The organism is Bradyrhizobium sp. IC4059 (genome assembly GCF_020193615.1).
Lineage (GTDB): Bacteria > Pseudomonadota > Alphaproteobacteria > Rhizobiales > Xanthobacteraceae > Bradyrhizobium > Bradyrhizobium yuanmingense.
Genome location: NZ_JADYVH010000012.1, coordinates 15199 through 36181, shown reverse-complemented (window position 1 = coordinate 36181; position 20983 = coordinate 15199). Strand labels below are relative to the sequence as shown.

23 protein-coding genes are annotated in these 20983 nt (G+C 65.5%); 11 read left to right on the top strand and 12 right to left on the bottom strand.

Annotated elements, in window-relative coordinates; all coding sequences use genetic code 11:
* Positions 1 to 21: 21 nt before the first annotated feature.
* Genes I6F12_RS30055 through I6F12_RS30035 form a run of 5 tightly spaced genes read right to left on the bottom strand, consistent with a single transcriptional unit; the run spans position 22 to position 3776 of the window.
* Complete coding sequence (locus tag I6F12_RS30055; protein WP_225157866.1) at positions 22 to 1305, bottom strand: FAD-binding oxidoreductase; 1284 nt, start codon at positions 1303 to 1305, stop codon at positions 22 to 24.
* Positions 1306 to 1316: 11 nt separating this feature from the next.
* Positions 1317 to 2048 carry an amino acid ABC transporter ATP-binding protein gene (locus tag I6F12_RS30050; protein ID WP_225157865.1) on the bottom strand — a complete coding sequence of 244 codons (732 nt, stop codon included), beginning with the start codon at positions 2046 to 2048 and terminating at the stop codon, positions 1317 to 1319.
* Positions 2045 to 2698 (bottom strand): amino acid ABC transporter permease, encoded by a 654-nt coding sequence (locus I6F12_RS30045; protein ID WP_225157864.1) that lies wholly within the window; start codon positions 2696 to 2698, stop codon positions 2045 to 2047. The genes I6F12_RS30050 and I6F12_RS30045 overlap by 4 nt, the downstream gene beginning before the upstream one ends.
* Positions 2699 to 2726: 28 nt before the next feature.
* Positions 2727 to 3485, bottom strand: a complete 759-nt coding sequence (locus I6F12_RS30040) for an ABC transporter substrate-binding protein (RefSeq protein ID WP_225157863.1) — start codon at positions 3483 to 3485, stop codon at positions 2727 to 2729.
* 48 nt (positions 3486 to 3533) lie between these two features.
* Positions 3534 to 3776, bottom strand: a complete 243-nt coding sequence (locus tag I6F12_RS30035) for a hypothetical protein (RefSeq protein ID WP_162130851.1) — start codon at positions 3774 to 3776, stop codon at positions 3534 to 3536.
* Here I6F12_RS30035 and I6F12_RS30030 point away from each other — a divergent pair.
* Positions 3664 to 4320, top strand: a complete 657-nt coding sequence (locus I6F12_RS30030) for an XRE family transcriptional regulator (protein ID WP_036026786.1) — start codon at positions 3664 to 3666, stop codon at positions 4318 to 4320. The genes I6F12_RS30035 and I6F12_RS30030 overlap by 113 nt on opposite strands.
* Before the next feature lie 134 nt (positions 4321 to 4454).
* On the opposite strand, the gene I6F12_RS30025 is transcribed toward I6F12_RS30030, so the two are convergent.
* Together I6F12_RS30025 and I6F12_RS30020 are read right to left on the bottom strand one after the other, a co-directional pair.
* Positions 4455 to 5720, bottom strand: a complete 1266-nt coding sequence (locus I6F12_RS30025; RefSeq protein WP_036011809.1) for a D-amino acid dehydrogenase — start codon at positions 5718 to 5720, stop codon at positions 4455 to 4457.
* Between the two features lie 66 nt (positions 5721 to 5786).
* Entirely contained in the window at positions 5787 to 7115 is a 1329-nt protein-coding gene (locus tag I6F12_RS30020; RefSeq protein ID WP_225157862.1) for an aspartate aminotransferase family protein, read from the bottom strand.
* A 148-nt stretch (positions 7116 to 7263) separates the two neighbouring features.
* On the opposite strand from I6F12_RS30020, the gene I6F12_RS30015 reads away from it, so the two are divergent.
* A complete protein-coding gene (locus I6F12_RS30015) occupies positions 7264 to 7812 on the top strand; it encodes a cupin domain-containing protein (RefSeq protein ID WP_018646206.1) in 549 nt (182 codons plus the stop codon).
* 175 nt (positions 7813 to 7987) lie between these two features.
* Here I6F12_RS30015 and I6F12_RS30010 read toward each other — a convergent pair whose 3' ends face one another.
* Genes I6F12_RS30010 through I6F12_RS30000 form a run of 3 tightly spaced genes read right to left on the bottom strand, consistent with a single transcriptional unit; the run spans position 7988 to position 11785 of the window.
* Complete coding sequence (locus I6F12_RS30010) at positions 7988 to 10243, bottom strand: xanthine dehydrogenase family protein molybdopterin-binding subunit (protein WP_225157861.1); 2256 nt, start codon at positions 10241 to 10243, stop codon at positions 7988 to 7990.
* Positions 10236 to 11291 (bottom strand): xanthine dehydrogenase family protein subunit M, encoded by a 1056-nt coding sequence (locus I6F12_RS30005; protein ID WP_225157860.1) that lies wholly within the window; start codon positions 11289 to 11291, stop codon positions 10236 to 10238. The genes I6F12_RS30010 and I6F12_RS30005 overlap by 8 nt, the downstream gene beginning before the upstream one ends.
* Positions 11288 to 11785: a (2Fe-2S)-binding protein gene (locus tag I6F12_RS30000; RefSeq protein ID WP_225157859.1), complete on the bottom strand. Its 498-nt coding sequence runs from the start codon at positions 11783 to 11785 to the stop codon at positions 11288 to 11290. The genes I6F12_RS30005 and I6F12_RS30000 overlap by 4 nt, the downstream gene beginning before the upstream one ends.
* A 252-nt stretch (positions 11786 to 12037) precedes the next feature.
* Here I6F12_RS30000 and I6F12_RS29995 point away from each other — a divergent pair, with 252 nt between their 5' ends.
* Together I6F12_RS29995 and I6F12_RS29990 are read left to right on the top strand one after the other, a co-directional pair.
* A complete protein-coding gene (locus I6F12_RS29995; RefSeq protein ID WP_225157858.1) occupies positions 12038 to 12670 on the top strand; it encodes a TetR/AcrR family transcriptional regulator in 633 nt (210 codons plus the stop codon).
* A 754-nt stretch (positions 12671 to 13424) separates the two neighbouring features.
* Entirely contained in the window at positions 13425 to 13640 is a 216-nt protein-coding gene (locus tag I6F12_RS29990) for a hypothetical protein (protein WP_225114001.1), read from the top strand.
* Positions 13641 to 13833: 193 nt separating this feature from the next.
* Here the strand turns inward: I6F12_RS29990 and I6F12_RS29985 are convergent, their stop codons facing one another.
* Positions 13834 to 14211, bottom strand: a complete 378-nt coding sequence (locus tag I6F12_RS29985; protein ID WP_051057095.1) for a PRC-barrel domain-containing protein — start codon at positions 14209 to 14211, stop codon at positions 13834 to 13836.
* Positions 14212 to 14438: 227 nt separating this feature from the next.
* On the opposite strand from I6F12_RS29985, the gene I6F12_RS29980 reads away from it, so the two are divergent.
* A complete protein-coding gene (locus I6F12_RS29980) occupies positions 14439 to 14846 on the top strand; it encodes a DUF4864 domain-containing protein (RefSeq protein ID WP_109145195.1) in 408 nt (135 codons plus the stop codon).
* On the opposite strand, the gene I6F12_RS29975 is transcribed toward I6F12_RS29980, so the two are convergent.
* Entirely contained in the window at positions 14843 to 16030 is a 1188-nt protein-coding gene (locus I6F12_RS29975) for an MFS transporter (protein WP_225157857.1), read from the bottom strand. The genes I6F12_RS29980 and I6F12_RS29975 overlap by 4 nt on opposite strands.
* Positions 16031 to 16282: 252 nt before the next feature.
* Between I6F12_RS29975 and I6F12_RS29970 the strand changes: the two genes are divergently transcribed.
* The 6 genes from I6F12_RS29970 (at position 16283) to I6F12_RS29945 (ending at position 20634) form a co-directional block, all read left to right on the top strand.
* A complete protein-coding gene (locus tag I6F12_RS29970) occupies positions 16283 to 16684 on the top strand; it encodes a hypothetical protein (RefSeq protein WP_225157856.1) in 402 nt (133 codons plus the stop codon).
* Positions 16685 to 16760: 76 nt separating this feature from the next.
* The gene (locus I6F12_RS29965; RefSeq protein WP_225128773.1) at positions 16761 to 17042 is read left to right on the top strand and encodes a hypothetical protein; all 282 of its coding nucleotides are present in this window, start codon (positions 16761 to 16763) and stop codon (positions 17040 to 17042) included.
* Positions 17043 to 17051: 9 nt separating this feature from the next.
* On the top strand, positions 17052 to 18479 hold the full coding sequence (locus I6F12_RS29960) for a TolC family protein (protein ID WP_225157855.1): 1428 nt from the start codon (positions 17052 to 17054) through the stop codon (positions 18477 to 18479).
* A gap of 13 nt (positions 18480 to 18492) precedes the next feature.
* Entirely contained in the window at positions 18493 to 19827 is a 1335-nt protein-coding gene (locus I6F12_RS29955; RefSeq protein WP_225157854.1) for a copper oxidase, read from the top strand.
* 32 nt (positions 19828 to 19859) lie between these two features.
* Positions 19860 to 20315 carry a cupredoxin family protein gene (locus I6F12_RS29950; RefSeq protein ID WP_225157853.1) on the top strand — a complete coding sequence of 152 codons (456 nt, stop codon included), beginning with the start codon at positions 19860 to 19862 and terminating at the stop codon, positions 20313 to 20315.
* Positions 20316 to 20331: 16 nt separating this feature from the next.
* Positions 20332 to 20634, top strand: coding sequence for a copper-binding protein (locus I6F12_RS29945; RefSeq protein ID WP_036026805.1), 303 nt, complete (start codon positions 20332 to 20334; stop codon positions 20632 to 20634).
* The last annotated feature ends 349 nt before the right edge of the window (positions 20635 to 20983 follow it).

The following is a 20983-nucleotide window of genomic DNA, read 5'->3' as shown; positions in this document are numbered from 1 at the left end:
CCTCACCGAGCGGCGCCTTCTTCATATGCCGAGCCGGTCCCGCACCCGGCCCGCGATCACGGCGGTGGTCACGCCGACCGGCCAGAACGCGTGCATCGGGATCGGCTTGATGCCCGTGATGGGCATGTCGATCTCGGCCTTGGTGCCGCCGATCAGGCGGCGGGCGAGCTGCGCGCCCATCGCAGTCGAAAGCGCGACACCGCGGCCATTGCAGCCGAGCGAGATCAAAACGCTCTCGGCGGGCTCGTGCACGTGGGGGTAATGATCCCCGGTGATGGCGAGCCGGCTGTTCCAGCCGTGGGTCCAGACGACGCCCTTGAGCTGCGGCCAGAGTCGCTCCGCATAACGCATGAGATAGGCGACGTCATGCGGCGACTTGATCCAGCGCATCGGGCCGCGGCCTCCCATCAACAGACGGTTCTGCTGATCGATGCGATAGTAGACCGTGATATGGCCGCTCTCGTAGAGGACGGGGCGCGTCGGCATGATCGAACGGGCGACCGCGTCGGACAGCGGCGCGGTGGCGGCGATCGAGGAAAACACCGGCACGATGGTGCGGCGGAGCGCCGGCCAGAGATCGTCGGTGAAGCCGTTGGTGGCGAGCAGGACTTTATCCGCATGAACCACTGCGCGCGGCGTCTCGATGCGCCAGCGCGTTCCCTCGCGGCGCAGCGACAATGCCGGCGTCTCGCCATGAACCTTCGCGCCCGCAGAGATCGCAGCGCGGGCAAGACCACGGGCGTAGCTCAGGGGATGCAGATCGCCGCCGCGTGCATCCAACATCGCGCCGATGTAGCGGTCGGTGCCCGTCATGTCGCGGAGCTGCTCGCGGTTCAGATAAGTCACCGGCATGCCGCGGCGGATGCATTGCTGCGCGGTCTTCTCGATCGCGGCGGCGCTGCTCTCATTGTAAGCCGCGCGCAACGTGCCGTTCTGCCGCGCCTCGCACGGGATCTGGTAGCGGCGGATCAAATCGTGCGTGAAGTTGGTCGTGCCATAGGCGAACGCGATCATGCGGCGGCCGAGTTGGGTGCCGAAATCGGCTTCGATCTGATCCGGATCGTGCTTCAGGCCGGGATTGGTGTGGCCGCCATTGTTGCCGGACGCGCCCCAGCCCGGCTCCTGCGCCTCCAGCACCAGCGCCTCGACGCCCTGTTCGGCCAGATGCAGCGCGGTGGAAAGGCCGGTGTAGCCGCCGCCGACGATTGCGACCGAGACGCTCTTGTCGACATCGAGCGGCGGCGTGGCAACCGGCGCCACGGCGGTATCGGCATAGAGCGAGGGCGGCAGAGGCAGGCGCGTCATATCGAAACCGGTCAGAGCGGATGCAGCACGCGGCGCAGGAAGTCCTGCGTCCGCGCGTGCTGCGGTTGATTGAGCACCGATTTCGCCGGCCCCTGCTCGACGATGACGCCGCCATCGATGAACAGAACACGATCGGCGACGTCGCGCGCAAAGCCCATCTCGTGAGTGACGACGACCATGGTCATGCCGTCGTCGGCGAGCTTGCGCATGACGCCGAGGACGTCGCCGACCAGCTCGGGGTCGAGCGCCGAGGTCGGCTCGTCGAACAGGATCGCCTTGGGCTGCATGGCGAGCGCCCGCGCGATGGCGACGCGCTGCTGCTGCCCGCCGGAGAGCTGCGGCGGATGCGCATCGGCCTTTTCCGCAAGCCCGACCTGAGCGAGCAGCGCGCGGCCGCGCTCGAGCACCTGGGCGCGCGGCTCCTTCTTCACGAAGAGCGGCCCCTCGATCACGTTCTCCAGCGCTGTCCGATGCGGGAACAGGTTGAAGCGCTGGAACACCATCGAGACCTGGGTGCGGATGTTCACGATCGAGGGCGCGTCGCGATCGACCCTCAAGCCTTCGACGCTGATCTCGCCGCGGTCGTAGCTTTCGAGGCCGTTGATACAGCGCAGGATGGTCGACTTGCCGGAGCCGGAGGGGCCGATGATGCAGACCACTTCACCCTTCTCGACGCTCGCCGTGATGCCCTTGAGCACCTCGACCTTGCCAAAGCTCTTGTGGATGTCGCTCAGCTCGATCATCGCTTGCCGGCCCGCTTCTCGAAGTGACGGACCAAGAGGATCAGCGGAATGCTCATGGTGAGGTACATCAGGGCGACCAGCGTGAACACGCTGGTGTTCTTGAACGTCGAGGACGCGATCAGCTTGCCCTGCAGCGCGAGCTCGGCGACCGTGATGGTCGAGGCTTGCGAGGAATCCTTCAGCATCATGATCATGACGTTGCCGTAGGGCGGCAGCACGATGCGCACGGCCTGCGGCAGCACCACGCGGCGCATGGTGAGCCACCAGCCCATGCCGATCGACTGCGCCGCCTCGATCTGGCCCTTGTCGATGGCCTCGATGCCGGCGCGGAAGTTTTCGGCCTGGTAGGCCGAATAGGCGATGCCGAGCCCGAGGATCGCGGCCTGCCACGCGCTGAGCGTAACGCCGAGATCGGGCATCACGAAGTAGAGGTAGAACAACAGCACGATGATCGGGATGCCGCGGATCACGTTGATCAGGCTGGCGCTGAGCATCGACAGCGCTTTGATGCCGGAGACCCGCATCATCGCCCAGACCAGGCCGAGCACCGTCGACAGCAACAGCGAGCCGATCGTGACGATGATCGTCAGCGCGACGCCGTTCAGCAGGATCGGGAAGAACTCGACGGCGTCGCGCCAGAAGCCTTTCATCGGGCAGCCTTCGATCAGCTTCTATCGATCAACCTTGTGCTTTCAGGCCCCATTTATCGAGGATCTTGTCGATGGTGCCGTTGGCTTTCAGCTTCGCCAGCGAAGCGTTGATCTTGCCGAGCAGTGCGCTCTCGCCCTTGCGCACGCCGATGCCGACCGAGCCGACCGTGACCGGCTTGTAGCCGTCGACCAGGCGCACCTCGGGGAAGCCGCCCTGCTTCAGATTGTAGGCGAGGATCGGATAGTCGGCGTAGCCGGCCTTGAGGCGGCCGGTGTTCACGTCGCGCAGGATGTCCGGGATGGTGTCGTAGGCCTTCACGTCGGAGAACAGGCCGGTCTTCTTCAGCGCGTCGACGAAGGCCGTGCCGACCTGGGCGCCGACAGTCTCGCCCTTCAGGTCCTCCTGCGTGGCGTAAGCCTTGGTGTCGGTCTTCGGCACCACTAGGCCCTCGCCGTAGCTGTAGATCGGGTCGGAGAAGTCGATGACCTCCTTGCGCGGCGGCGTGATGAACATCGCTGCCGCAATGATGTCGATCTTGCTCGAAGTCAGCGAGGGGATCAGCGCCGAGAACGCCATCGGCTCGATCTGCACGTTGAAGCCGGCATCCTTGCCGACCTCGGTGATGAGATCGACCATGATGCCCTGGATGGTGTTGGTCTTGGTGTCGAGGAAGGTGAAGGGAATGCCCGTCGGCGTCGAGCCGACCTTCAGCACCTGTTGCGCCGCTGCCGGCACCGCTGTGGCAATGGCGAGCGCCGCAACTGCGGCCTGAACAAAACGCTTCATCGCATCCCCCTTTTGGGCCTGGTCGGCGGCGGCGCGCGCATGTCGCGATCAAACGTTGCGGGCCGGCCCGTTTCGGCCTATTTTCACCAATATGAAAATTTGGTCACACTTTCGCGGGTGATGCAAGCGGTTTTCATGCACATGAAGAAAGCGGTTTGACGTGAGCGGTGGCAAAAGAATGCGCAAACCGGCCGCCGCAAAGCCGGCCAGGAACAGGCCGGCCAAGGTGAAAGCCAAAGCCGCTGCCAAGCCGGCCGAGCCGGCGATGGACGTCGCGGTCGGCCGCCGCATCCGGGATCTCAGGCGAGTCAGGCAGTTCTCGCTGGAGACGGTCGCCGCGCGCACGGAGCTGTCGATCGGCTTCCTCAGCCAGATCGAGCGCGGGCTGTCGTCGCCGTCGCTGCGGGTGCTGGCGACGCTCGCCGACGTGCTCGGCGTCGGCATCGCCGCGCTGTTCGGCGCGAGCCCGAGCGCCGACGGCGCATCGGATCAGGTGGTAACGCGCGGGCTGCAGCGGCCGGAATTGAAACTGTGGCGCACCGGCGTGTCGAAGCAATTGCTGAGCCCCGCGAGCAGCGACAACAAGCTCAATCTGTTTCTGGTGCATCTGGAGGCGGGCGGCTCCACCGGCGATGAGCTCTACACCCACGACGGCGAAGAGGCCGGGCTCGTGCTCGAAGGCGAGATGATGCTGACGGTGGACAGTAAGACGTGGTCGCTGAAGACGGGCGACAGTTTTCGCTTCGCGAGCCGCAGGCCGCACCGGTTTTCCAATCCGGCGCAGGATGCGAAGGCCGTGGTGCTGTGGGTGAATTGCGTGACGGGGGCGGGGTAGCTCTGTTATCAAACCGCGAACACAACTCCATCCCCGTCATTGCGAGCGCAGCGAAGCAATCCAGAGTCTCACCGCGGAGAAAGCCTGGATTGCTTCGTCGCAAGGGCTCCTCGCAATGACGAGGGGACAGAGCCTTAGCCAAACCGGTGCTTGTACCGCTCCACCGACAACGCACTGACGTCGATGTCCGGCTTCTTCCCCGACAGCATGTCGGCGAGCACGCGGCCCGAGCCGCACGACATGGTCCAGCCGAGCGTGCCGTGGCCGGTGTTGAGGTGGAGGTTGGCGTAGTGGGTCCGGCCGATCACGGGCGGGCCGTCCGGCGTCATCGGGCGCAGGCCGCTCCAGAACGTCGCCTTGGACAGGTCGCCGCCGCGCGGGAACAGGTCGGTCAGCGAATGATCGAGCGTGGCGCGGCGTGCGTCGTAGAGCTTGTCCGAATAGCCGGAGATTTCGGCGGTGCCGCCGACGCGGATGCGATTGCCGAGGCGGGTGATCGCGACCTTGTAGCTCTCGTCCATCACGGTGGATTCCGGCGCGCCGGAGGCGTCCTTGATCGGCACCGTGATCGAATAGCCCTTCACCGGATAGACCGGCAGCGAAATACCGAGCGGCGCCAGGAGCCGCGACGACCAGCTGCCGAGCGCGAGCACGTAAGCGTCCGCCTGCAGCAGGCCGGCGCTGGTGGCGACACCGCTGACGCGCGCGCCATCGGTGACGATACGGTCGATCGAGGTGTTGAACAGGAAGCGCACGCCGAGCGCCTGGGCGTGCCTCGCCAGCGCCTGCGTGAACATGTGGCAGTCACCGGTCTCGTCCTGCGGCAGGCGGAGCCCGCCGACGAACTTCTCCTTCACGCCGGCAAGTGCCGGCTCGACCGCAATGCAGCCCTCGCGGTTCAGCACTTCGAAGGGAACGCCGTATTGCTTGAGCACGGCGATGTCTTCGGCCGTGCCGTCGAGCTGGGCCTGGTAGCGAAACAGCTGCAGCGTGCCCTGCGAGCGCTCGTCATACTGAATGCCGATGTCGCGGCGCAGATCACGCAAGGCATCGCGGCTGTATTCCGCGATCGGGATCATCCGGCTCTTGTTAACTGCGTAGCGCGCGCTGGTGCAGTTGCGCAGCATCTTGAGCAGCCAGACCCACATGACCGGATCGAGCTTCGGCCGGATCACCAGCGGGCCGTGCTTCATCAACAGCCACTTGATCGCCTTGACCGGCACGCCGGGGCCGGCCCAGGGCGAGGAATAGCCGGGCGACACCTCGCCGGCATTGGCGAAGGAGGTCTCCAGTGCCGGCTCCGGCTGGCGGTCGACGACCGTCACCTCATGGCCGGCACGCGCGAGGTAGTAGGCAGAGGTGACACCGATGACACCGCTGCCGAGGATCAGAACTTTCACGCTTCGTCAAACTCCCGCGGCGCTCGCCGCTGCAAGGACACAACTCGCTAGCGGCGAGAGCAATTATCAGGCCACCTTCTTGATGGCGTCGCCGAGGATCGAGATCATCTGGTCGATGTGGCTCTTCTCGACGATGAGCGGGGGCGACATCGCGACGGAATCGCCACCGGTGCGCAGATAGAGGCCGTTGTTGAAGCATTCGACCAGCATGTCGTAGCCGCGCGCGCCGACCGCGCCGCCACGCGGCGCAAGCTCGACCGCGCCCATCAGGCCGCAATTGCGGATGTCGACGACGTTCGGCAGGCCTTTGAGCGAATGCAGCGCATCGCGCCAGTATTCGGCGAGCGAGCTACCACGCGTGAGCAGGCCTTCGTCCTTGTAGATGTCGAGGGTCGCGATGCCCGCGGCGCAGGCGACCGGATGCGCCGAATAGGTGTAGCCGTGGAACAGCTCGATCTGGTTCTCCGGGCCGGTCATCATGCCGTCGTGCACCTTGCGGCTCGCGAACACGGCGCCGCAGGGCACGGTGCCGTTGGTGATGCCCTTGGCCGTGGTCATCAGGTCCGGCGTGACGCCAAAGAAGTTGGCGGCGAACGGCGTGCCGAGGCGGCCAAAGCCGGTGATGACCTCGTCGAAGATCAGGAGGATGCCGTGCTTGTCGCAGATCTCGCGCAGGCGCTGCAGATATCCCTTCGGCGGCGGCAACACCGCGGTCGAGCCCGGCACCGGCTCGACGATGACGGCGGCGATCGTTTCCGCGCCGTGCAGGGCGACCAGACGCTCGAGATCGTCGGCGAGCTCGGCGCCGTGCTCGGGCAGGTCCTTGGCGAAGGCGTTGCGGGTGAGATCATGGGTGTGGCGGATGTGGTCGACGCCTGGCAGCAGGGTGGTGAAGGCGCGGCGGTTGGCGACCATGCCGCCGACCGAGGTGCCGCCGAAGCCGACGCCGTGATAGCCGCGCTCGCGACCGATCAGGCGGGTGCGGCTGGCCTGGCCGTTGGCGCGGTGATAGGCCAGCGCGATCTTCAGCGCGGTGTCGACCGACTCGGAGCCGGAATTGGTGAAGAAGACGCGGTCGACGCCCTTTGGGGCGATCTCGGCGAGCCGCTCGGCGAAGTCGAATGCCAGCGGATGGCCCATCTGGAACGACGGCGCGAAGTCCAGCGTCATCAGCTGGCGCTCGACGGCGGCGGCGATCTGCTTGCGGCCGTGGCCGGCATTGACGCACCAGAGCCCGGCGGAGCCGTCGATCACCTGGCGGCCGTCGACGCTGGTGTAGTACATGCCCTCGGCCGAGGAGAACAGGCGCGGCGACTTCTTGAACTGCCGGTTGGCCGTGAACGGCATCCAGTACGAATCGGTCTTGATGGTGTTCGGAATCTGATGAACGGTCACGGCCGCGCTCCTTTGCTGACCCCATAGCTGAGCCATGGCTTGGATGGCGCAACAAGTCCTTTTCTGGCGACCTGCAAGCCATTGATTTGACTGGGGCTGCCGGTCCATATTTGCGCGATCCGCAACACCTGCAACACGGGACCAGGGCATGAGCGTCGACATCGGTGGACGGCTGCGATTCATCCGGGCGCGCCACAAGCTGTCGCAGCGCGAGCTGGCCAAGCGCGCCGGCGTCACCAATTCGACGATCTCGCTGATCGAATCCAACCAGATGAACCCCTCGGTCGGCGCGCTCAAGCGCATCCTCGACGGCATCCCGATGGGGCTCGCCGAGTTCTTCGCGCTGGAGCCGGAGTCCAGGCGCAAGATCTTCTACCGCGCCGAGGAGCTCACCGAAGTCGGCAAGAAGCCGATCTCGTACCGGCAGGTCGGCGACAATCTGTTCGGCCGCAGCCTGCAGATCCTGAAGGAGCGCTACGAGCCCGGCAGCGACACCGGGCGCGTGCATCTGGTCCATGACGGCGAGGAAGGCGGCATCGTGATTTCGGGCAAGCTCGAGGTCACCGTCGAGGACGAGCGCCGCATCCTCAATCCCGGCGATGCCTATTATTTCGAGAGCCGCCGCCCGCATCGCTTCCGCTGCGTCGGCGGCAAACCGTGCGAGGTGATCTCGGCCTGCACGCCGCCGACGTTCTGACGGTCCCTCCGCAATCGTACGGAGCCGAGGATCTAGCGGATATTGAGCCACCGCAATTTCCGCGAACCGCAGCTTGATATGTTGGGAGCCGTAGCCGAGCAGCCTCGCGCAAAGGTGCTGAGGTTATGGCCCCGGACTCCTAGGCACTCCGGGGCCGCCTTCGGAAGAGCTAGAGCTACGTCAGCAGTTCCTCGATCCGGATCGGAAAGTTGCGGACGCGCACGCCGGTGGCGTGCCAGACCGCGTTGGCGACCGCGCCGGCGCTGCCGGTGATGCCGATCTCGCCGACACCCTTGATGCCGAGCGCATTCACGTGCGGATCGTGCTCCTCGACGGTGATGACGTCGAGCGGCGGCACGTCGGCGTTCACGGGGATGTGGTACTCGCCGAGATTGGCATTCATGATCCGCCCGCTGCGGCGGTCTGTGATCGCCGCCTCGTGCAGCGCAAAGGACATGCCCCAGATCATGCCGCCGAACAGCTGGCTCTGCACCATGCGCGGATTGATGATGCGGCCGGCGGCGAAGGCGCCGATCATGCGACTGACGCGGACCTGGCCGAGCTCGGGATCGACCTTCACCTCGGCGAACACCGCGCCGTGGGCGTGCATCGCATATTGCTCCATCGCCGCAGGGTTCGCCGCGCCGGTGCCGCGCGCCTCCACTTCGGCAACGCCCGCGCGCGCCAGAATCCCGGCATAGCTCTCGCTGCGGCTCTCATCGTCGCGGCGGATCAGCCTGCCGTCGCGCGCGATCACGCCGGCATTGCCGGCGCCGAACAGCGGCGAGCGCTCGTCGCTGGTGCCGAGATCGGCGAGCTTTCCGATCACGGCGGCACCGGCGCTGTGGATCGCAGCGCCTGCGGTTGCCGTGTGCGCCGAGCCGCCGGCGATGCCGGCATCGGGCAGGTCGGACGTGCCGGACCTGAAGTCGAGGCGGTCGATGTCGAGACCGACGGAATCGGCCGCGATCTGCGCCAGCGCCGTCCAGGCGCCCTGCCCCATGTCATGCGCGCCGATCTCCATCACGCCGGAGCCGTCGCGGCGGATCGCCGCGCGCGCCTCGGCCTGGAACATCAGCGCCGGGAAGGTCGCCGTGCCCATGCCCCAGCCGACCAGAAGGCCGGCATCGTCGCGCATCTGCCGCGGCTGCAGCGGACGCTTGGCCCAGCCGAAGCGCGCGGCGCCCTGCTCGTAGCAGGCCCGCAACGCCTTGGAGGAGAAAGGCCGCCCCGTCATCGGCTCGACCTCGGCGTAGTTCTTCAGGCGGAAGGCAAGCGGATCCATGCCGCAGGCCCAGGCCATCTCGTCGATCGCGCTCTCGAGCGCGATCGAGCCGGTCGCCTCGCCCGGCGCGCGCATGAACAACGGCGTGCCGGTGTTGACGCGCACGGCATCGTGCGAGGTGCGGATCGCGGGCGCCGCGTAGAGCGTGTGCGAGGCATCGGCGGCGGGCTCGTAGAAATCGTCGAAGGTGCTCGACACGGTTCGCGCGTGATGATCGAGCGCAGTCAGGCGTCCCTCGCCGTCGGCGCCGAGGCGCAGGCGCTGGCGCGTCGGCGCACGGTGGCCGACTGGGCCATACATCTGCTCGCGGCGCAGCACAAGCTTGACTGGCCTATCGACCAGCTTCGCAGCCATCACGCCGAGGATCTGCGGTCCGGTCAGGAAGCCCTTCGAGCCGAAGCCGCCGCCGAGGAACGGGCTGCGGATGTGAATCTTCTCCGGCGCGAGGCCAAACAGCTCGGCAACGCGGGCTCGAGCCATCACCATGGCCTGGCTCGGCGTGTCGAGGAAGAGCTTGTCACCCTCCCAGCGCGCCACGATCGCATGCGGCTCCATCGCGTTATGATATTGCGGCGGCGTCTCGTAGGTCGCGTCGATCTGCTTGTCGGCCGCGGCGAGGCCCGCTTCGACATCGCCGCGATGGCTTTCCGTGGGATTGCCGACGCCGACGACCGGCGGCACGAAGCTCTCGCCGGCATCGAGGCCGACGAGCGCAGGCTGCACCTGGTAACGCGGCGCCAGCTGCGCCGCGCCTTCCGTCGCGGCCTCCAGCGTTTCGGCGATCACGACCGCAATCGCCTGATTGGCGTAGCGGATATCGTTGCTCTGCAACACCTCCATCCGGAACACGAACGGATTGGTCTTGAGGTCGGGGTCGATCGCGAGCTCTGGCTTGTGATCGGGCGTCATGACATCGATGACGCCGGGATGGCGTTTTGCGGCAGCGACATCGAGCGAGACCACACGGCCCCGCGCAATGCTCGAGACGGCCATCACGGCAAACAGCATGCCGGGCGGATGATTGTCCGCGGCATAGCTTGCCTGCCCCGTCACCTTGAGGATGCCGTCACGGCGGGTCAGCGGCTGGCCGATATTCGAGCCGTGCCTGAGATGGGCGGGAGCACTGGTCAAATTGAGCTCAGACATGGAGGGCTCCGGACGTCGAGGCAAAGGGAGAAGCCGGCAGCGCGGGGATACGCGCGGGCGTGCCGGCGGCGGCCAAGGTCAGCGCGCGCACGACGATGCGGCGCGCGAGCTCGATCTTGAAGGCGTTGTCGCCGGACGGCTTTGCGCCCTCGAGCGCACGCCATGCGGCCTGCTGGAACGCGTCGGCGGTCGGCGCGACGCCCTTGAGGACGTCTTCCGCTGCGCGAGCGCGCCAGGGTTTTGCGGCGACGCCGCCGAGCGCGAGCCGTGCTTCCGCGATCCTGCCGTTCTCGATCCGCAGCGCGGCCGCAGCCGAGACGACGGCAAAGGCATAGGAGGTGCGCTCGCGGACCTTGAGGTAACGCGCATGCGCGGCAAAGCCGCGCGCGGCGGCCGGCAGGCGTACCGCGACGATGAGATCGCCAGGCTCGAGCACCGACTCGCGCTCGGGCGCATCGCCCGGCAGGCGGTGCAGCTCGTCGAGCGCGATTTCGCGCCGGCCGTCTCTGCCCTCGATCTCGACGATGGCATCGAGCGCGACCAGCGGCACGCAGAAGTCGGAGGGGTGCGTGGCGATGCAGCTCTCGCTCCAGCCGAGCACGGCATGGCTGCGGTTCTCACCGTCGCGCGCGTCGCAGCCGGAGCTAGGTGCGCGCTTGTTGCAGCGGCTGGCGGTGTCGTAGAAATACGCGCAGCGCGTCCGTTGCAACAAATTGCCGCCGACGGTGGCGGCATTGCGCAATTGAGCCGACGCTCCGGAGAGCAGCGCTTCGGCCACGGCGGGATAGGACCGCGCGAAGTCCACATCATGGGCGAGCTCGGCATTGCGCACCAACGCGCCGATGCGCAATGACCCGTCCGCGAGAGTCTCGATTTGATCGAGGCCATCGAGATGCGTGACGTCGACAAGCCGGTCCGGACGGCTGACGCCGCCCTTCATCAGGTCGAGCAGATTGGTGCCGGCGGCAAGAAAGACCGCGCCCGGCTGAGCCGCGGCCACAACGGCTTCAGTGACCGTGGCGGGCCTGACATAATCGAACGGTTTCATGCGGAACGCCTCTGATTGGTTTCGTCCATTTGTCCTTGCGCTTCCAGCACGGCATCGACGATGCCGACGTAAGCGCCGCAGCGGCACAGATTGCCGCTCATGCATTCGCGGACGCGCTCGGGATCGTTGCCGGCCCGGCCTTCTCTGATCATGCCGATCGCGCTCATGATCTGGCCCGGCGTGCAGAAGCCGCATTGAAAGCCGTCATGTGCGATGAAGGCGGCCTGCACGGGATGGAGCTGGTCGCCGCGCGCGAGGCCTTCGATGGTGAGGATGTCGGCCCCGTCATGGCTGATGGCGAGCGCGAGGCAGGAATTGATGCGCTTGCCGTCGACCAGGATGGTGCAGGCGCCGCATTGGCCGCGGTCGCACCCCTTCTTGGTTCCGGTCAGATGAAGGCGCTCACGCAGGAGATCGAGCAGCGTGACGCGCGGATCGTCGAGGACGAAATCGCGCCGCGCACCGTTCACGGTGAGGCTGATGGAGTGGTTCATACAAGGCTCCGATCAGATTTGGACATGAGTCATCGCGCAGCGCGCCACCGCCGTGGCCGCTGTCGAATAGCGCCGTCCGAACACGATGCGTCGGACGCTTGATCGGAAGATACGGAGGCAGCCTCCGCTTAACAAGGGCGGCGCGGAACAATCTGGAATTCGTCAAAAGCGCGTGCGTCACCAACGCGATGCAGCCCTGCGCGGGTCCGGCGAGGGTTCAATCTAACCAATTCGTGATCTACATTGCGCGCCATGGACGACCACACCGACCAGACCCGCAAACCCCGCGCCGATGCCGTGCGCAATCGCGAGCGCGTGCTCGAAGCGGCAAAGCTGGTGTTCAGCGCGGGCGGTTCGGAGGCGAGCCTGGAAGCGGTGGCCAAGCGCGCCGGCGTCGGCATCGGCACGCTGTATCGGCATTTTCCGACGCGCGAGGCCTTGTTCGAGGCGGTGTACCGCCGCGAGGTCGAGCAGCTCAGCGAGCTGGCCGAGCAACTGAAGAATGCCAAGGATCCGGTCGAGGCGCTGCGGCGCTGGCTGCGCTCAGGGGTCGAGTTTGTTGCGACCAAGAAGGGGATGATGGCAGCGCTGGCGCTCGCGGTGCAGAGCGGGTCGGAGCTGCACGCCTTCTCCTTCGAGCGTCTGACCAAGGCGATCGGCTCGCTGCTGGACCGTGCGATCGCAGCCGGCGAGATGCGCGCCGACATCAACCCGGAGGATCTGCTGCGCGCCTTCTTCGGCATGTGCTACGTGCACGACCAGCCCGGTTGGCAGGCGACGGCGCTGCGTCTGCTCGACGTGTTCGTCGACGGCTTGCGCGTGGCGCCGCCCGGCAAGGCCCGCTCGTCGATGACGACAAAGCCTGCGACGAAGCGAAAGCGCTAGGCTGGAGCTTGCCGATGGGAGCCGCTGACCCCGAGCGGACTTCGCTAAACATGGAACTGTTGTCACCTAATCCAATTTTAAGGATCATTTGATACATCGCTTCGACTTGCGACATGGCAGGTTCAGGCATGGCGCCAGTTCTCAATTTGCCCCGGCTCACCAATTCGCTCAGACAGGATCGTCTGGCGCTTCAACGTGCCCGCGAGGTCGTGGCGGAGGCGACCGAGGTGCTTCAACGCTGTCCAAAGCCGGATACGTTTCTAGGCCGTAAGACTCAAGAGCCGTTTCCGAATGAGGACGAAACAAAGTTGACCAGGGTGGCGCAGCGTTCAAGCCGCGAGCCGTTTCCAAGAACGTAAAGGCTTCATTAACACACCTGAATGCACTTCCGGGCCGTGGCAGGCATATCGGCCTCATCGGAAAACCGGATTAGACAATGCTGGCCAGACCAGATGCTAGAGCGAGCCGATGGATGCGAAAAGCTTGCTGACCTAACGCGCGACAACGTGGTGGCCCATAGCCTGCGCGAAGCCGCCCGGCAATGGCGAGCCATGGCCGTGCAGCAGGACTTGCTGAAGCGCGAACCGACCTATCGCAGATCCGTAACCGCTCTGATTAGAGCAACTTCAAAGGATTGCTGCGCCGAGTTTGCTGAGATAACTTGCCTGTCATCACCGGCCAAGGCCGTGCCGTAGGCGTCGGTGGCTGAGAGACCAATCGTGCTCCCGCCTGCATCTATGCATGGGAGCGACAAATGGATCGCGCCATGGCGCTTCGCCATCTGGCGGAAGCCGAAGAGCACATTTCACTGGCCGACCGACACCTTTCCGAGCAGGAGGTTCGAATTGCGGACCTTGAGCTTTCGGGGCACGACACGAGCTTGGCTCGCGCTATCGGCGAAACATTTCGGCTGACACTGGCGCGGCACCTCGCGCACCGCGATCACATCTTGAGGGAGTTGACACCGTAGCTCTCGGCCCGTGCTTTCGAACATCCCTTCGATCAAAACGCCAAGTATGGCGCAGTATGATCTCGCCATCGGCACTAAACAGGGTAGCGCCATTTCAACGCGACGCAGAATCAGCTTCTGGCCGATCGGCGACTTGCACGACCTCTGATGTTTGTGCCGCCGTCAGTTCAGCTGTCCGGACGCGCCGCTGGCGTTACAGGCCGCCTCGCCCTTCCCAGTAGGTTGGCGTTCCATAATACCGGTGAGTTCGCGTTTCCCAGTCTCGATCTTCCCAGGAGTCATCGCTGAACTCAGGCGCATCCCTCAGCTGTTGCTCGGTGATATTGGTTCGAAAGCCGGCAAGCGACGTGTCATATGTCAGAGCGCCCCAGGGAATGGGGTAGTGGCTGTGACCCAAGCCCACAAATCCACCAAAGCTCATGACCGCATAAGCCACGCGGCCTGACACCTTGTCGATGATGAGGTGATCAATCTCGCCGATATTCGTCCCATCTGCTCCATAGACCTCGGTACCCTCAATGTCCTCGCTTGAGATGCAGTGATGATCCGGATGGGCTGTTGCACGGGCCATGACTTTGCTCCCTGATAAGGTGGTTTTGCCGGCTTAACTCGGCCATCGCGGAGCCGTTCCTGTCAAACTAAGGAGAACATGTCGCAGCTGCCTGCTCTTTGTGTCGCTGTCCCGGATGAGTGGGCATCTGGAGCATCCAAGCCCAGCGCGTGATTTCTGAGTGCACGCCCTGGCGCCGCAGATGTGCTAGCATCGCCTCCGCCGGGATACTCAACGCGGAGCCTGTCATGCGCATCGCAGCCTTGCTGGTCGCTCTCATTGTTGCCTGTCATCACGTTTCGGCGTTTGCCGGCGATGTCGCGGCGGCCCAGAGCGTCATCCGCGCCCAGGAGCAGGCCTTCGTTCGCGACGATGCGACGGCCGCTTATTCCTATGCTGCACCGGCGATCAAGGAGATCTTTCCCGCACCCGACATCTTCATGTCCATGGTGCAGAACGGCTACGCGCCGGTCTATCGTCACAAGAGTTTCGAATTTGGCGAGAGCAAGAGCGATGGCGGCTGGATCGCCCAGCGCGTCCATATCATCGATGCCAATGGCGAGGCCTGGGAGGCGCTCTACACACTCGAGCAGCAGGGCGACGGCAGCTACAAGATCACCGGCTGCTCGCTGCTGAAGGCGGGACAGGCCGTTTAGGTGGCAAAACCCGGGCCGGTCTTGACCGAGCCCATCCGCGCGCGGATCAAGAGCAGCACGACGATGCCGATGTTCAGCGCATTCCAGGCGACGCCGTTGGCGAATGCCGCCGCATACGAGCCGGTGGCGTCGAAGATCACGCCGGACACCCAGCCGCCGAAGGACATGCCGAACACGGAGGCAAAGATCACGATGCCGACGCGGGTCGCGGCCTCGCTCGCCGGCATCGCCTCGCGCACGATGATGGCGTAGCTCGGCACGATGCCGCCCTGGAACAGGCCGAACATCGCGGAGATCAGATAAAGCGAGGTCAGGCTGTCGAAGAACAGATAGAACACCAGCGCAAAGCCCTGCGCCAGCGATCCCACCAGCAGCGTATAGATGCCGCCGATCTTGTCGGCGAGGTAGCCCGAGCCGATCCGGCTGACGATGCCGCAGCCCATCATCAGGGACAGCATCTCGGCGCCGCGCGCGACGCCATAACCGAGGTCGCCGCAATAGGCGACGATGTGCACCTGCGGCATCGCCATTGCCACGCAGCAGGAGATGCTGGCGATCGAGAGCAGCACCGTCAGCGTATTCGTCGACAGCCGGAGATCGACCCGCGGCGGCGGCGCGTTGGCATGGTCGTGGACGGTGTCGCGGCCCATCTGCGCGCGCAGGATCAGCACCAGCACCGTCATCAGGCCGGCGCAGACGATGCTTATGCCGATATGGGTGTAACGCCAGCCGATCTCCTGCGTGCCCCAGCTCACGATCGGCGGCCACATCGCGCCGGCGACGTAATTGCCGCTGGCGACGATGGTCACGGCAAGACCGCGATAGCGCTCGAACCAGTGCGAGGCTTCGGCCATCAGCGGCGCAAAGGTCGCGGACGTCCCGAGCCCGATGAAGAAATAAGCCGCCACGAACTGCCAGAGCTGGCCCGACAGCCCGGCGAGCACATTGGCAACGCCGAGGAAGGCGATGCTGATCGCCATCGCCGGCACGATGCCGAACCGGTCGGTGATCTTGCCGGCGATCACGCCGCCGAGCCCGAAGCCGAACATCATGAGGGTGAAGGCCAGCGACACCGCGCCGCGCGTGGCAGCGAATTCGGCCTGCACGATCGGAATCACGACCACCACCGCCCACATGCCGACGGCGCCGATCGAGCCGATCAGAAGCGCAATGACCAGCCGCATCCAGGCCTGACGAGAATCAGGGCTGAACGAATGAGGCGTCTGTCCTGTATGATTGGGCGCGAGCACGGCCGGAACATGGCCCGCGGATTGCCACAGGGTCAAGCAGCGAGCCGCGATATTGGGCATGCGCGGTGCACTGCGGTAAGAAGGCGCTTGGCGAACGCGCGTTTTGACACTAGTTTGCAATCAGCGTGTGCGACACTGCCGCGCGAGGAGCCCGTTGGCGGGATGTTGCTGCGTTTGACACGATCGATGCGGATCAGGGTGGGGCGGATCATCGCCCTCGCCTATCTGTTCTGCGTGCTCGCGCCAGCCGCAAGCCTGGCCTTTGGCAGTGCTGCGCCCTGCCTTGGCGAGGCTTCGGCCGACGTCGTTCCGGCGCATCACCATATGGCTGCGGGCAATGGCGATGTTCCGCACGAGCATGCAGGAATCCCTTCGCAGACCGCCGCGAAGGACGCACCTGCTTCGAATCATCACGACGGTGAGGGAGCAGTGGGCCCCTGCTGCGCGATGATGTGCGTCAGTGCGCTGCCGGCCGATCTGCCCGGCGTCGCCACGCCGGTCCGCCCGATGTCGACCTGTGCGCCGGAGATCGTGCCCAGCCTGCACAGCGCCGCGCCGCCCGAGCACTACCGCCCTCCCATCGCCTGATCTGACACGACGATTTCGGCTCGATGCGCACTTTTGCGCGCGCGAACCTGTGGTCTTTCAGATCGGGAATTAAGACATGGCTGCGCTTTCCGGGGCGAAATCTGCCGCATCTGCGGTGGGTGATCGACACTCTCGTTTCATTTGGCTGCTGCTGGCCTTCGCCGCGCCGGCACTGTCCGGCTGCATGCCGGCAACGACGCACATGGCCAGCGCGGATCCGGCCGATCCGGCGGCGAAGATGGCCCCCGTAACCTATCGCTCGACCATCGCGCCCTATACCAGCCTGCGGCCAGCGACGCCGGCACCCTGGCGCGGCCGCAACGAGGCGGTGACGCCGCAGCCGAAGCAAGAGCGGTAGGAGCGCGCCATGTCACAGCATTTTGCGCGGGGCCTGCTCGTGCTCGCGGCGCTCGGACTTTCCGGCTGCGCCGCGTTCTCGCCCGACAGCGGCATGAGCGCGGTCTCGGATCTGACGAGCCAGGCCATCAACAAGGACGTCGCTTTCGTGCGCTCGGCCGAGGGCGCCGCCGCGGTCGACGCCCGTGTCCGCCAGCTGCTCTCGCGCACGCTCAGCGTCGACACCGCCGTGCAGATCGCGCTGCTCAACAACAAGGGACTGCAGGCCGCCTACAACGAGCTGGCGCTGGCGGAGACCGAGCTGGTCGAGCAGAGTCTACCGGCCAATCCGGTGTTCGCGATCTCCCGCATCACCGGCAATGGCGCCAGCGAGATCGAGCGCCAGGTGGTCGGCGACATCCTCGCGCTCGCCACCCTGCCATTCCGGTCCGAGATCGCTCGGGAACGCTTCCGCGGAGCGCAGCTGCGCGCCGCGCTGGCGACGCTGCGGCTCGCCTCGGATGTTCGCCGCGCCTATGTCCGTGCGGTTGCCGCCAACGAGATGGTGGGGCTGCTGACCGACGCGAAGGCGACGGCGGAATCGACCGCACAGCTCGCGCTCAAGCTCGGCGAGACCGGCTCGCTCAACAAGCTCGACCAGGCCCGCGAGCAGGTGTTCTATGCCGAGACCACCGCCGACCTCGCCACCGCGCGGCAGATGGCTGCGAGCGCGCGCGAAAGGCTGGCGCGCCAGATGGGGCTGTGGGACGACGGTCTCGACTTCCGCCTGCCCAATCAACTGCCGCCATTGCCGCGCCGGCCGCTGGCCCTCCCCACGATCGAGGCCGATGCGGTGGCGCATCGCCTCGACCTGCAGATCGCGCGGCTTGAGCTGGCCGCGCTGGCGAAGGCGCTGAACCTCACCGAGGCGACGCGCTTCGTGACACTGCTCGATATCGCCGGCATCTCCCGCCGCACCCAGGATCCGGAAGGACCGCCCTTCCGCGAGCGCGGCTTCGACCTGCAGTTCCAGATTCCGATCTTCGACGGCGGCGAGGTGCGCGTGCGTCAGGCGGCAGAGACCTACAACCTCGCCTTCAACCGCCTGACGGAGCGGGCCGTGAATGTGCGGTCCGAGGCGCGCGACGCCTATCGCGTCTATCGCTCCACTTACGACATCGCCGGCCACTACCAGCGCGAGATCATCCCGTTGCGAAAGATCATCACCGAGGAGATGCAGCTGCGCTTCTCCAGCATGCAGGTCGACATCTTCGCGCTGCTCACCGAGGCGCGGCAGCGCCTCGCGGCGCTGCGCGGCGCGATCGATGCCAGGCAGAGATTCTTCCTCGCCCAGGCCGATCTGCAGACCGCCGTCAACGGCGGCGGTCTGCCCGCCGCCGTTGGCGACAATCCAACCACCGTTGCCGCGGCAGCTCCTGCCGAAGGCGGCGGCCACTGAGACGGAGGCCAAGATGTTTTCCCGCCGAGGATTTTTAGGCACCGCCGCGCTTGTCGGCGCATCGGCCATTCAAGGACGCGTCCAGGCCGCGTCGATTCCGGAAGCACCCACCATGGACAAGGTGGTGATGCAGCCGCCGCTGCATCCGAGCAGCGGCCCTGACTACCGACCCGTGGTCACGCTGAACGGCTGGTCGCTGCCGTTCCGCATGAACGGCGACTGGAAGGAGTTCCATCTCGTCGCCGAGCCGGTGGTGCGGGAATTCGCCGAGGGCATGAAGGTGAATTTGTGGGGCTACAACGGGCAATCGCCGGGCCCGACCATCGAGGCCGTCGAGGGCGACAAGGTGCGCATCTTCGTCACCAACCGCTTACCCGAATACACCACGGTGCACTGGCACGGCATGATCATCCCGAGCGGCATGGACGGCGTCGGCGGGCTGAACCAGCCGCACATCCAGCCGGGCAAGACCTTCGTCTACGAATTCGAGATGAAGAAGAGCGGGACCTTCATGTACCACCCACATTCCGACGAGATGGTGCAGATGGCGATGGGCATGATGGGCATGTTCATCGTGCACCCGCGCGACCCGAACTTCCGCGCCGTCGACCGCGACTTCGTGTTCGTGATGAGCACCTATCGCGTCGACCCCGGCACCTATCTGCCGCACGTCAACGAGATGACGGACTTCAACATGTGGACCTGGAACGCGCGGGTCTTTCCCGGCATCGATCCCTTGCCGGTCAGGCTCGGCGACAAGGTACGCGTGCGTATCGGCAATCTCAGCATGACCAACCATCCGATCCATTTGCATGGCCACAGCTTCGCGGTGACCTGCACCGATGGCGGCTGGATTCAGGAAAGCGCGCAGATCCCGGAGACGACCACCGACGTTCCGGTCGGCGCCATCAGGGTGTTCGACGTGCTCGCCGACAATCCCGGCGACTGGGCGTTCCATTGCCACAAGTCGCACCACACCATGAATTCGATGGGACACGACGTGCGCAACCTGATCGGCGTGTCGCGCAAGGATCTCGCCAAGGCCGTCGGCAAGCTGGCGCCGGACGGCATGGCCATGGGCTCGACCGGCATGGCGATGGGCAACATGGAGATGCCCGCGCCCGACAACACGCTGCCGATGATGACGGGCACCGGCCAGTTCGGGCCGATCGAAATGGGCGGCATGTTCACCGTGATGAAGATCCGCGAAGACCTCGCACGCGACGATTACCGCGATCCCGGTCCGTACAAATTCCCGCCAGGCACCGTCGCCTACGAAGTCGCCGCACCCGCCCCCGAGCCGGCGCGGCAGAAATCCGGCAGTCCGCCGATGAAGCACAAGATGTGAGCGTTTCGATGAACCACCAACCGGAGACTACGATGAAGATCACGCTCAAGCTCGCCCTCGCGCTGGCTGCACTTTCGGCCGCGCCGGCCTTCGCTCACGACAAGCACGGGCACGGAAACTATTCGGCCGGCGAGCCCGGCGATCCCAGGAAGCCCGCGCGCACTATCGAAATCCTGATGAACGAGATGGACTACACGCCCGCGAAAATCGAGGTCAAGCGCGGCGAGCAGATCCGCTTCGTGCTGCGCAATGTCGGCAAGGAGGACCACGAATTCCTGCTGGCCACATCTAAGGAGAATCTCGCGCATGCGGAGCAGATGAAGAAGCATCCGCACATGGAGCACGACGAGCCCAATGCGGCGCGGCTTGCCCCAAAGAAGACGACCGAGATCCTCTGGAAGTTCAGCAAACGCGGCACCTTCGAATATTCGTGCCTCATTCCCGACCATCGCGAGTACGGCATGGTCGGCCAGGTCACCGTCAAGTAACGCGAAGGAGATCCACATGAACCGCATTATCCGTATCGCTTCGGCGCTGGCGCTGACCGTCGGCCTTGCGACTGCAACCCTCGCCGCCGAAGGCGCGGCGATCAGCGGCGAGGTGAAGAAGATCGACGAAGGCGCCGGCAAGATCACGCTCAAGCACGGACCGGCGAAGAGCCTCGGCATGGAGGACCCCATGACCATGGTCTATCGGGTCAAGGATCCCGCCATGCTCAAGCAGGTGAAGGTCGGCGACAAGATCACCTTCGAGGCCGAGGAAGGGTCGTCGGGCTACACGGTGACCAAGATGCAGAAGGCGAAGTAGGGCAGCCTCGCCTGCCCGTCATTCCGGGGCGCGCCTCTTGGCGCGAGCCCGGAATCCATTTCACCACCATACCTGCGGCCCGATGGATTCCGGGCTCGATGCTCCGCATCGCCCCGGAATGACAACCCGCCCCCGAAACATCCCGGTCTGAGCTCCTCCCACCCCTCCGTTAACCCTTTGCTAACCATACACCCGGCAAGAATTGCCGGGTGAAGTCGAGTGTCGTCGGCCGCGTTTAGAACGGGAGCTCCCGTGGACGCCAGTGCGGTGCCTCACTTTCGGAACGGCGGCCCGTCGGCCGCCGCGCAGACGTTTGGGGCGCGCGGACGGCAGTCGCGCGGGGAGGCAG

Coding starts and splice junctions, on each gene's coding strand:
- I6F12_RS30055 (WP_225157866.1), bottom strand. CDS start 1,305: ATGACGCGCCTGCCTCTGCCGCCCTCGCTCTATGCCGATACCGCCGTG.
- I6F12_RS30050 (WP_225157865.1), bottom strand. CDS start 2,048: ATGATCGAGCTGAGCGACATCCACAAGAGCTTTGGCAAGGTCGAGGTG.
- I6F12_RS30045 (WP_225157864.1), bottom strand. CDS start 2,698: ATGAAAGGCTTCTGGCGCGACGCCGTCGAGTTCTTCCCGATCCTGCTG.
- I6F12_RS30040 (WP_225157863.1), bottom strand. CDS start 3,485: ATGAAGCGTTTTGTTCAGGCCGCAGTTGCGGCGCTCGCCATTGCCACA.
- I6F12_RS30030 (WP_036026786.1), top strand. CDS start 3,664: ATGCGCAAACCGGCCGCCGCAAAGCCGGCCAGGAACAGGCCGGCCAAG.
- I6F12_RS30035 (WP_162130851.1), bottom strand. CDS start 3,776: ATGCGGCGGCCGACCGCGACGTCCATCGCCGGCTCGGCCGGCTTGGCA.
- I6F12_RS30015 (WP_018646206.1), top strand. CDS start 7,264: ATGAGCGTCGACATCGGTGGACGGCTGCGATTCATCCGGGCGCGCCAC.
- I6F12_RS30010 (WP_225157861.1), bottom strand. CDS start 10,243: ATGTCTGAGCTCAATTTGACCAGTGCTCCCGCCCATCTCAGGCACGGC.
- I6F12_RS30005 (WP_225157860.1), bottom strand. CDS start 11,291: ATGAAACCGTTCGATTATGTCAGGCCCGCCACGGTCACTGAAGCCGTT.
- I6F12_RS30000 (WP_225157859.1), bottom strand. CDS start 11,785: ATGAACCACTCCATCAGCCTCACCGTGAACGGTGCGCGGCGCGATTTC.
- I6F12_RS29995 (WP_225157858.1), top strand. CDS start 12,038: ATGGACGACCACACCGACCAGACCCGCAAACCCCGCGCCGATGCCGTG.
- I6F12_RS29990 (WP_225114001.1), top strand. CDS start 13,425: ATGGATCGCGCCATGGCGCTTCGCCATCTGGCGGAAGCCGAAGAGCAC.
- I6F12_RS29985 (WP_051057095.1), bottom strand. CDS start 14,211: ATGGCCCGTGCAACAGCCCATCCGGATCATCACTGCATCTCAAGCGAG.
- I6F12_RS29980 (WP_109145195.1), top strand. CDS start 14,439: ATGCGCATCGCAGCCTTGCTGGTCGCTCTCATTGTTGCCTGTCATCAC.
- I6F12_RS29975 (WP_225157857.1), bottom strand. CDS start 16,030: ATGCGGCTGGTCATTGCGCTTCTGATCGGCTCGATCGGCGCCGTCGGC.
- I6F12_RS29970 (WP_225157856.1), top strand. CDS start 16,283: ATGCGGATCAGGGTGGGGCGGATCATCGCCCTCGCCTATCTGTTCTGC.
- I6F12_RS29965 (WP_225128773.1), top strand. CDS start 16,761: ATGGCTGCGCTTTCCGGGGCGAAATCTGCCGCATCTGCGGTGGGTGAT.
- I6F12_RS29960 (WP_225157855.1), top strand. CDS start 17,052: ATGTCACAGCATTTTGCGCGGGGCCTGCTCGTGCTCGCGGCGCTCGGA.
- I6F12_RS29955 (WP_225157854.1), top strand. CDS start 18,493: ATGTTTTCCCGCCGAGGATTTTTAGGCACCGCCGCGCTTGTCGGCGCA.
- I6F12_RS29950 (WP_225157853.1), top strand. CDS start 19,860: ATGAAGATCACGCTCAAGCTCGCCCTCGCGCTGGCTGCACTTTCGGCC.
- I6F12_RS29945 (WP_036026805.1), top strand. CDS start 20,332: ATGAACCGCATTATCCGTATCGCTTCGGCGCTGGCGCTGACCGTCGGC.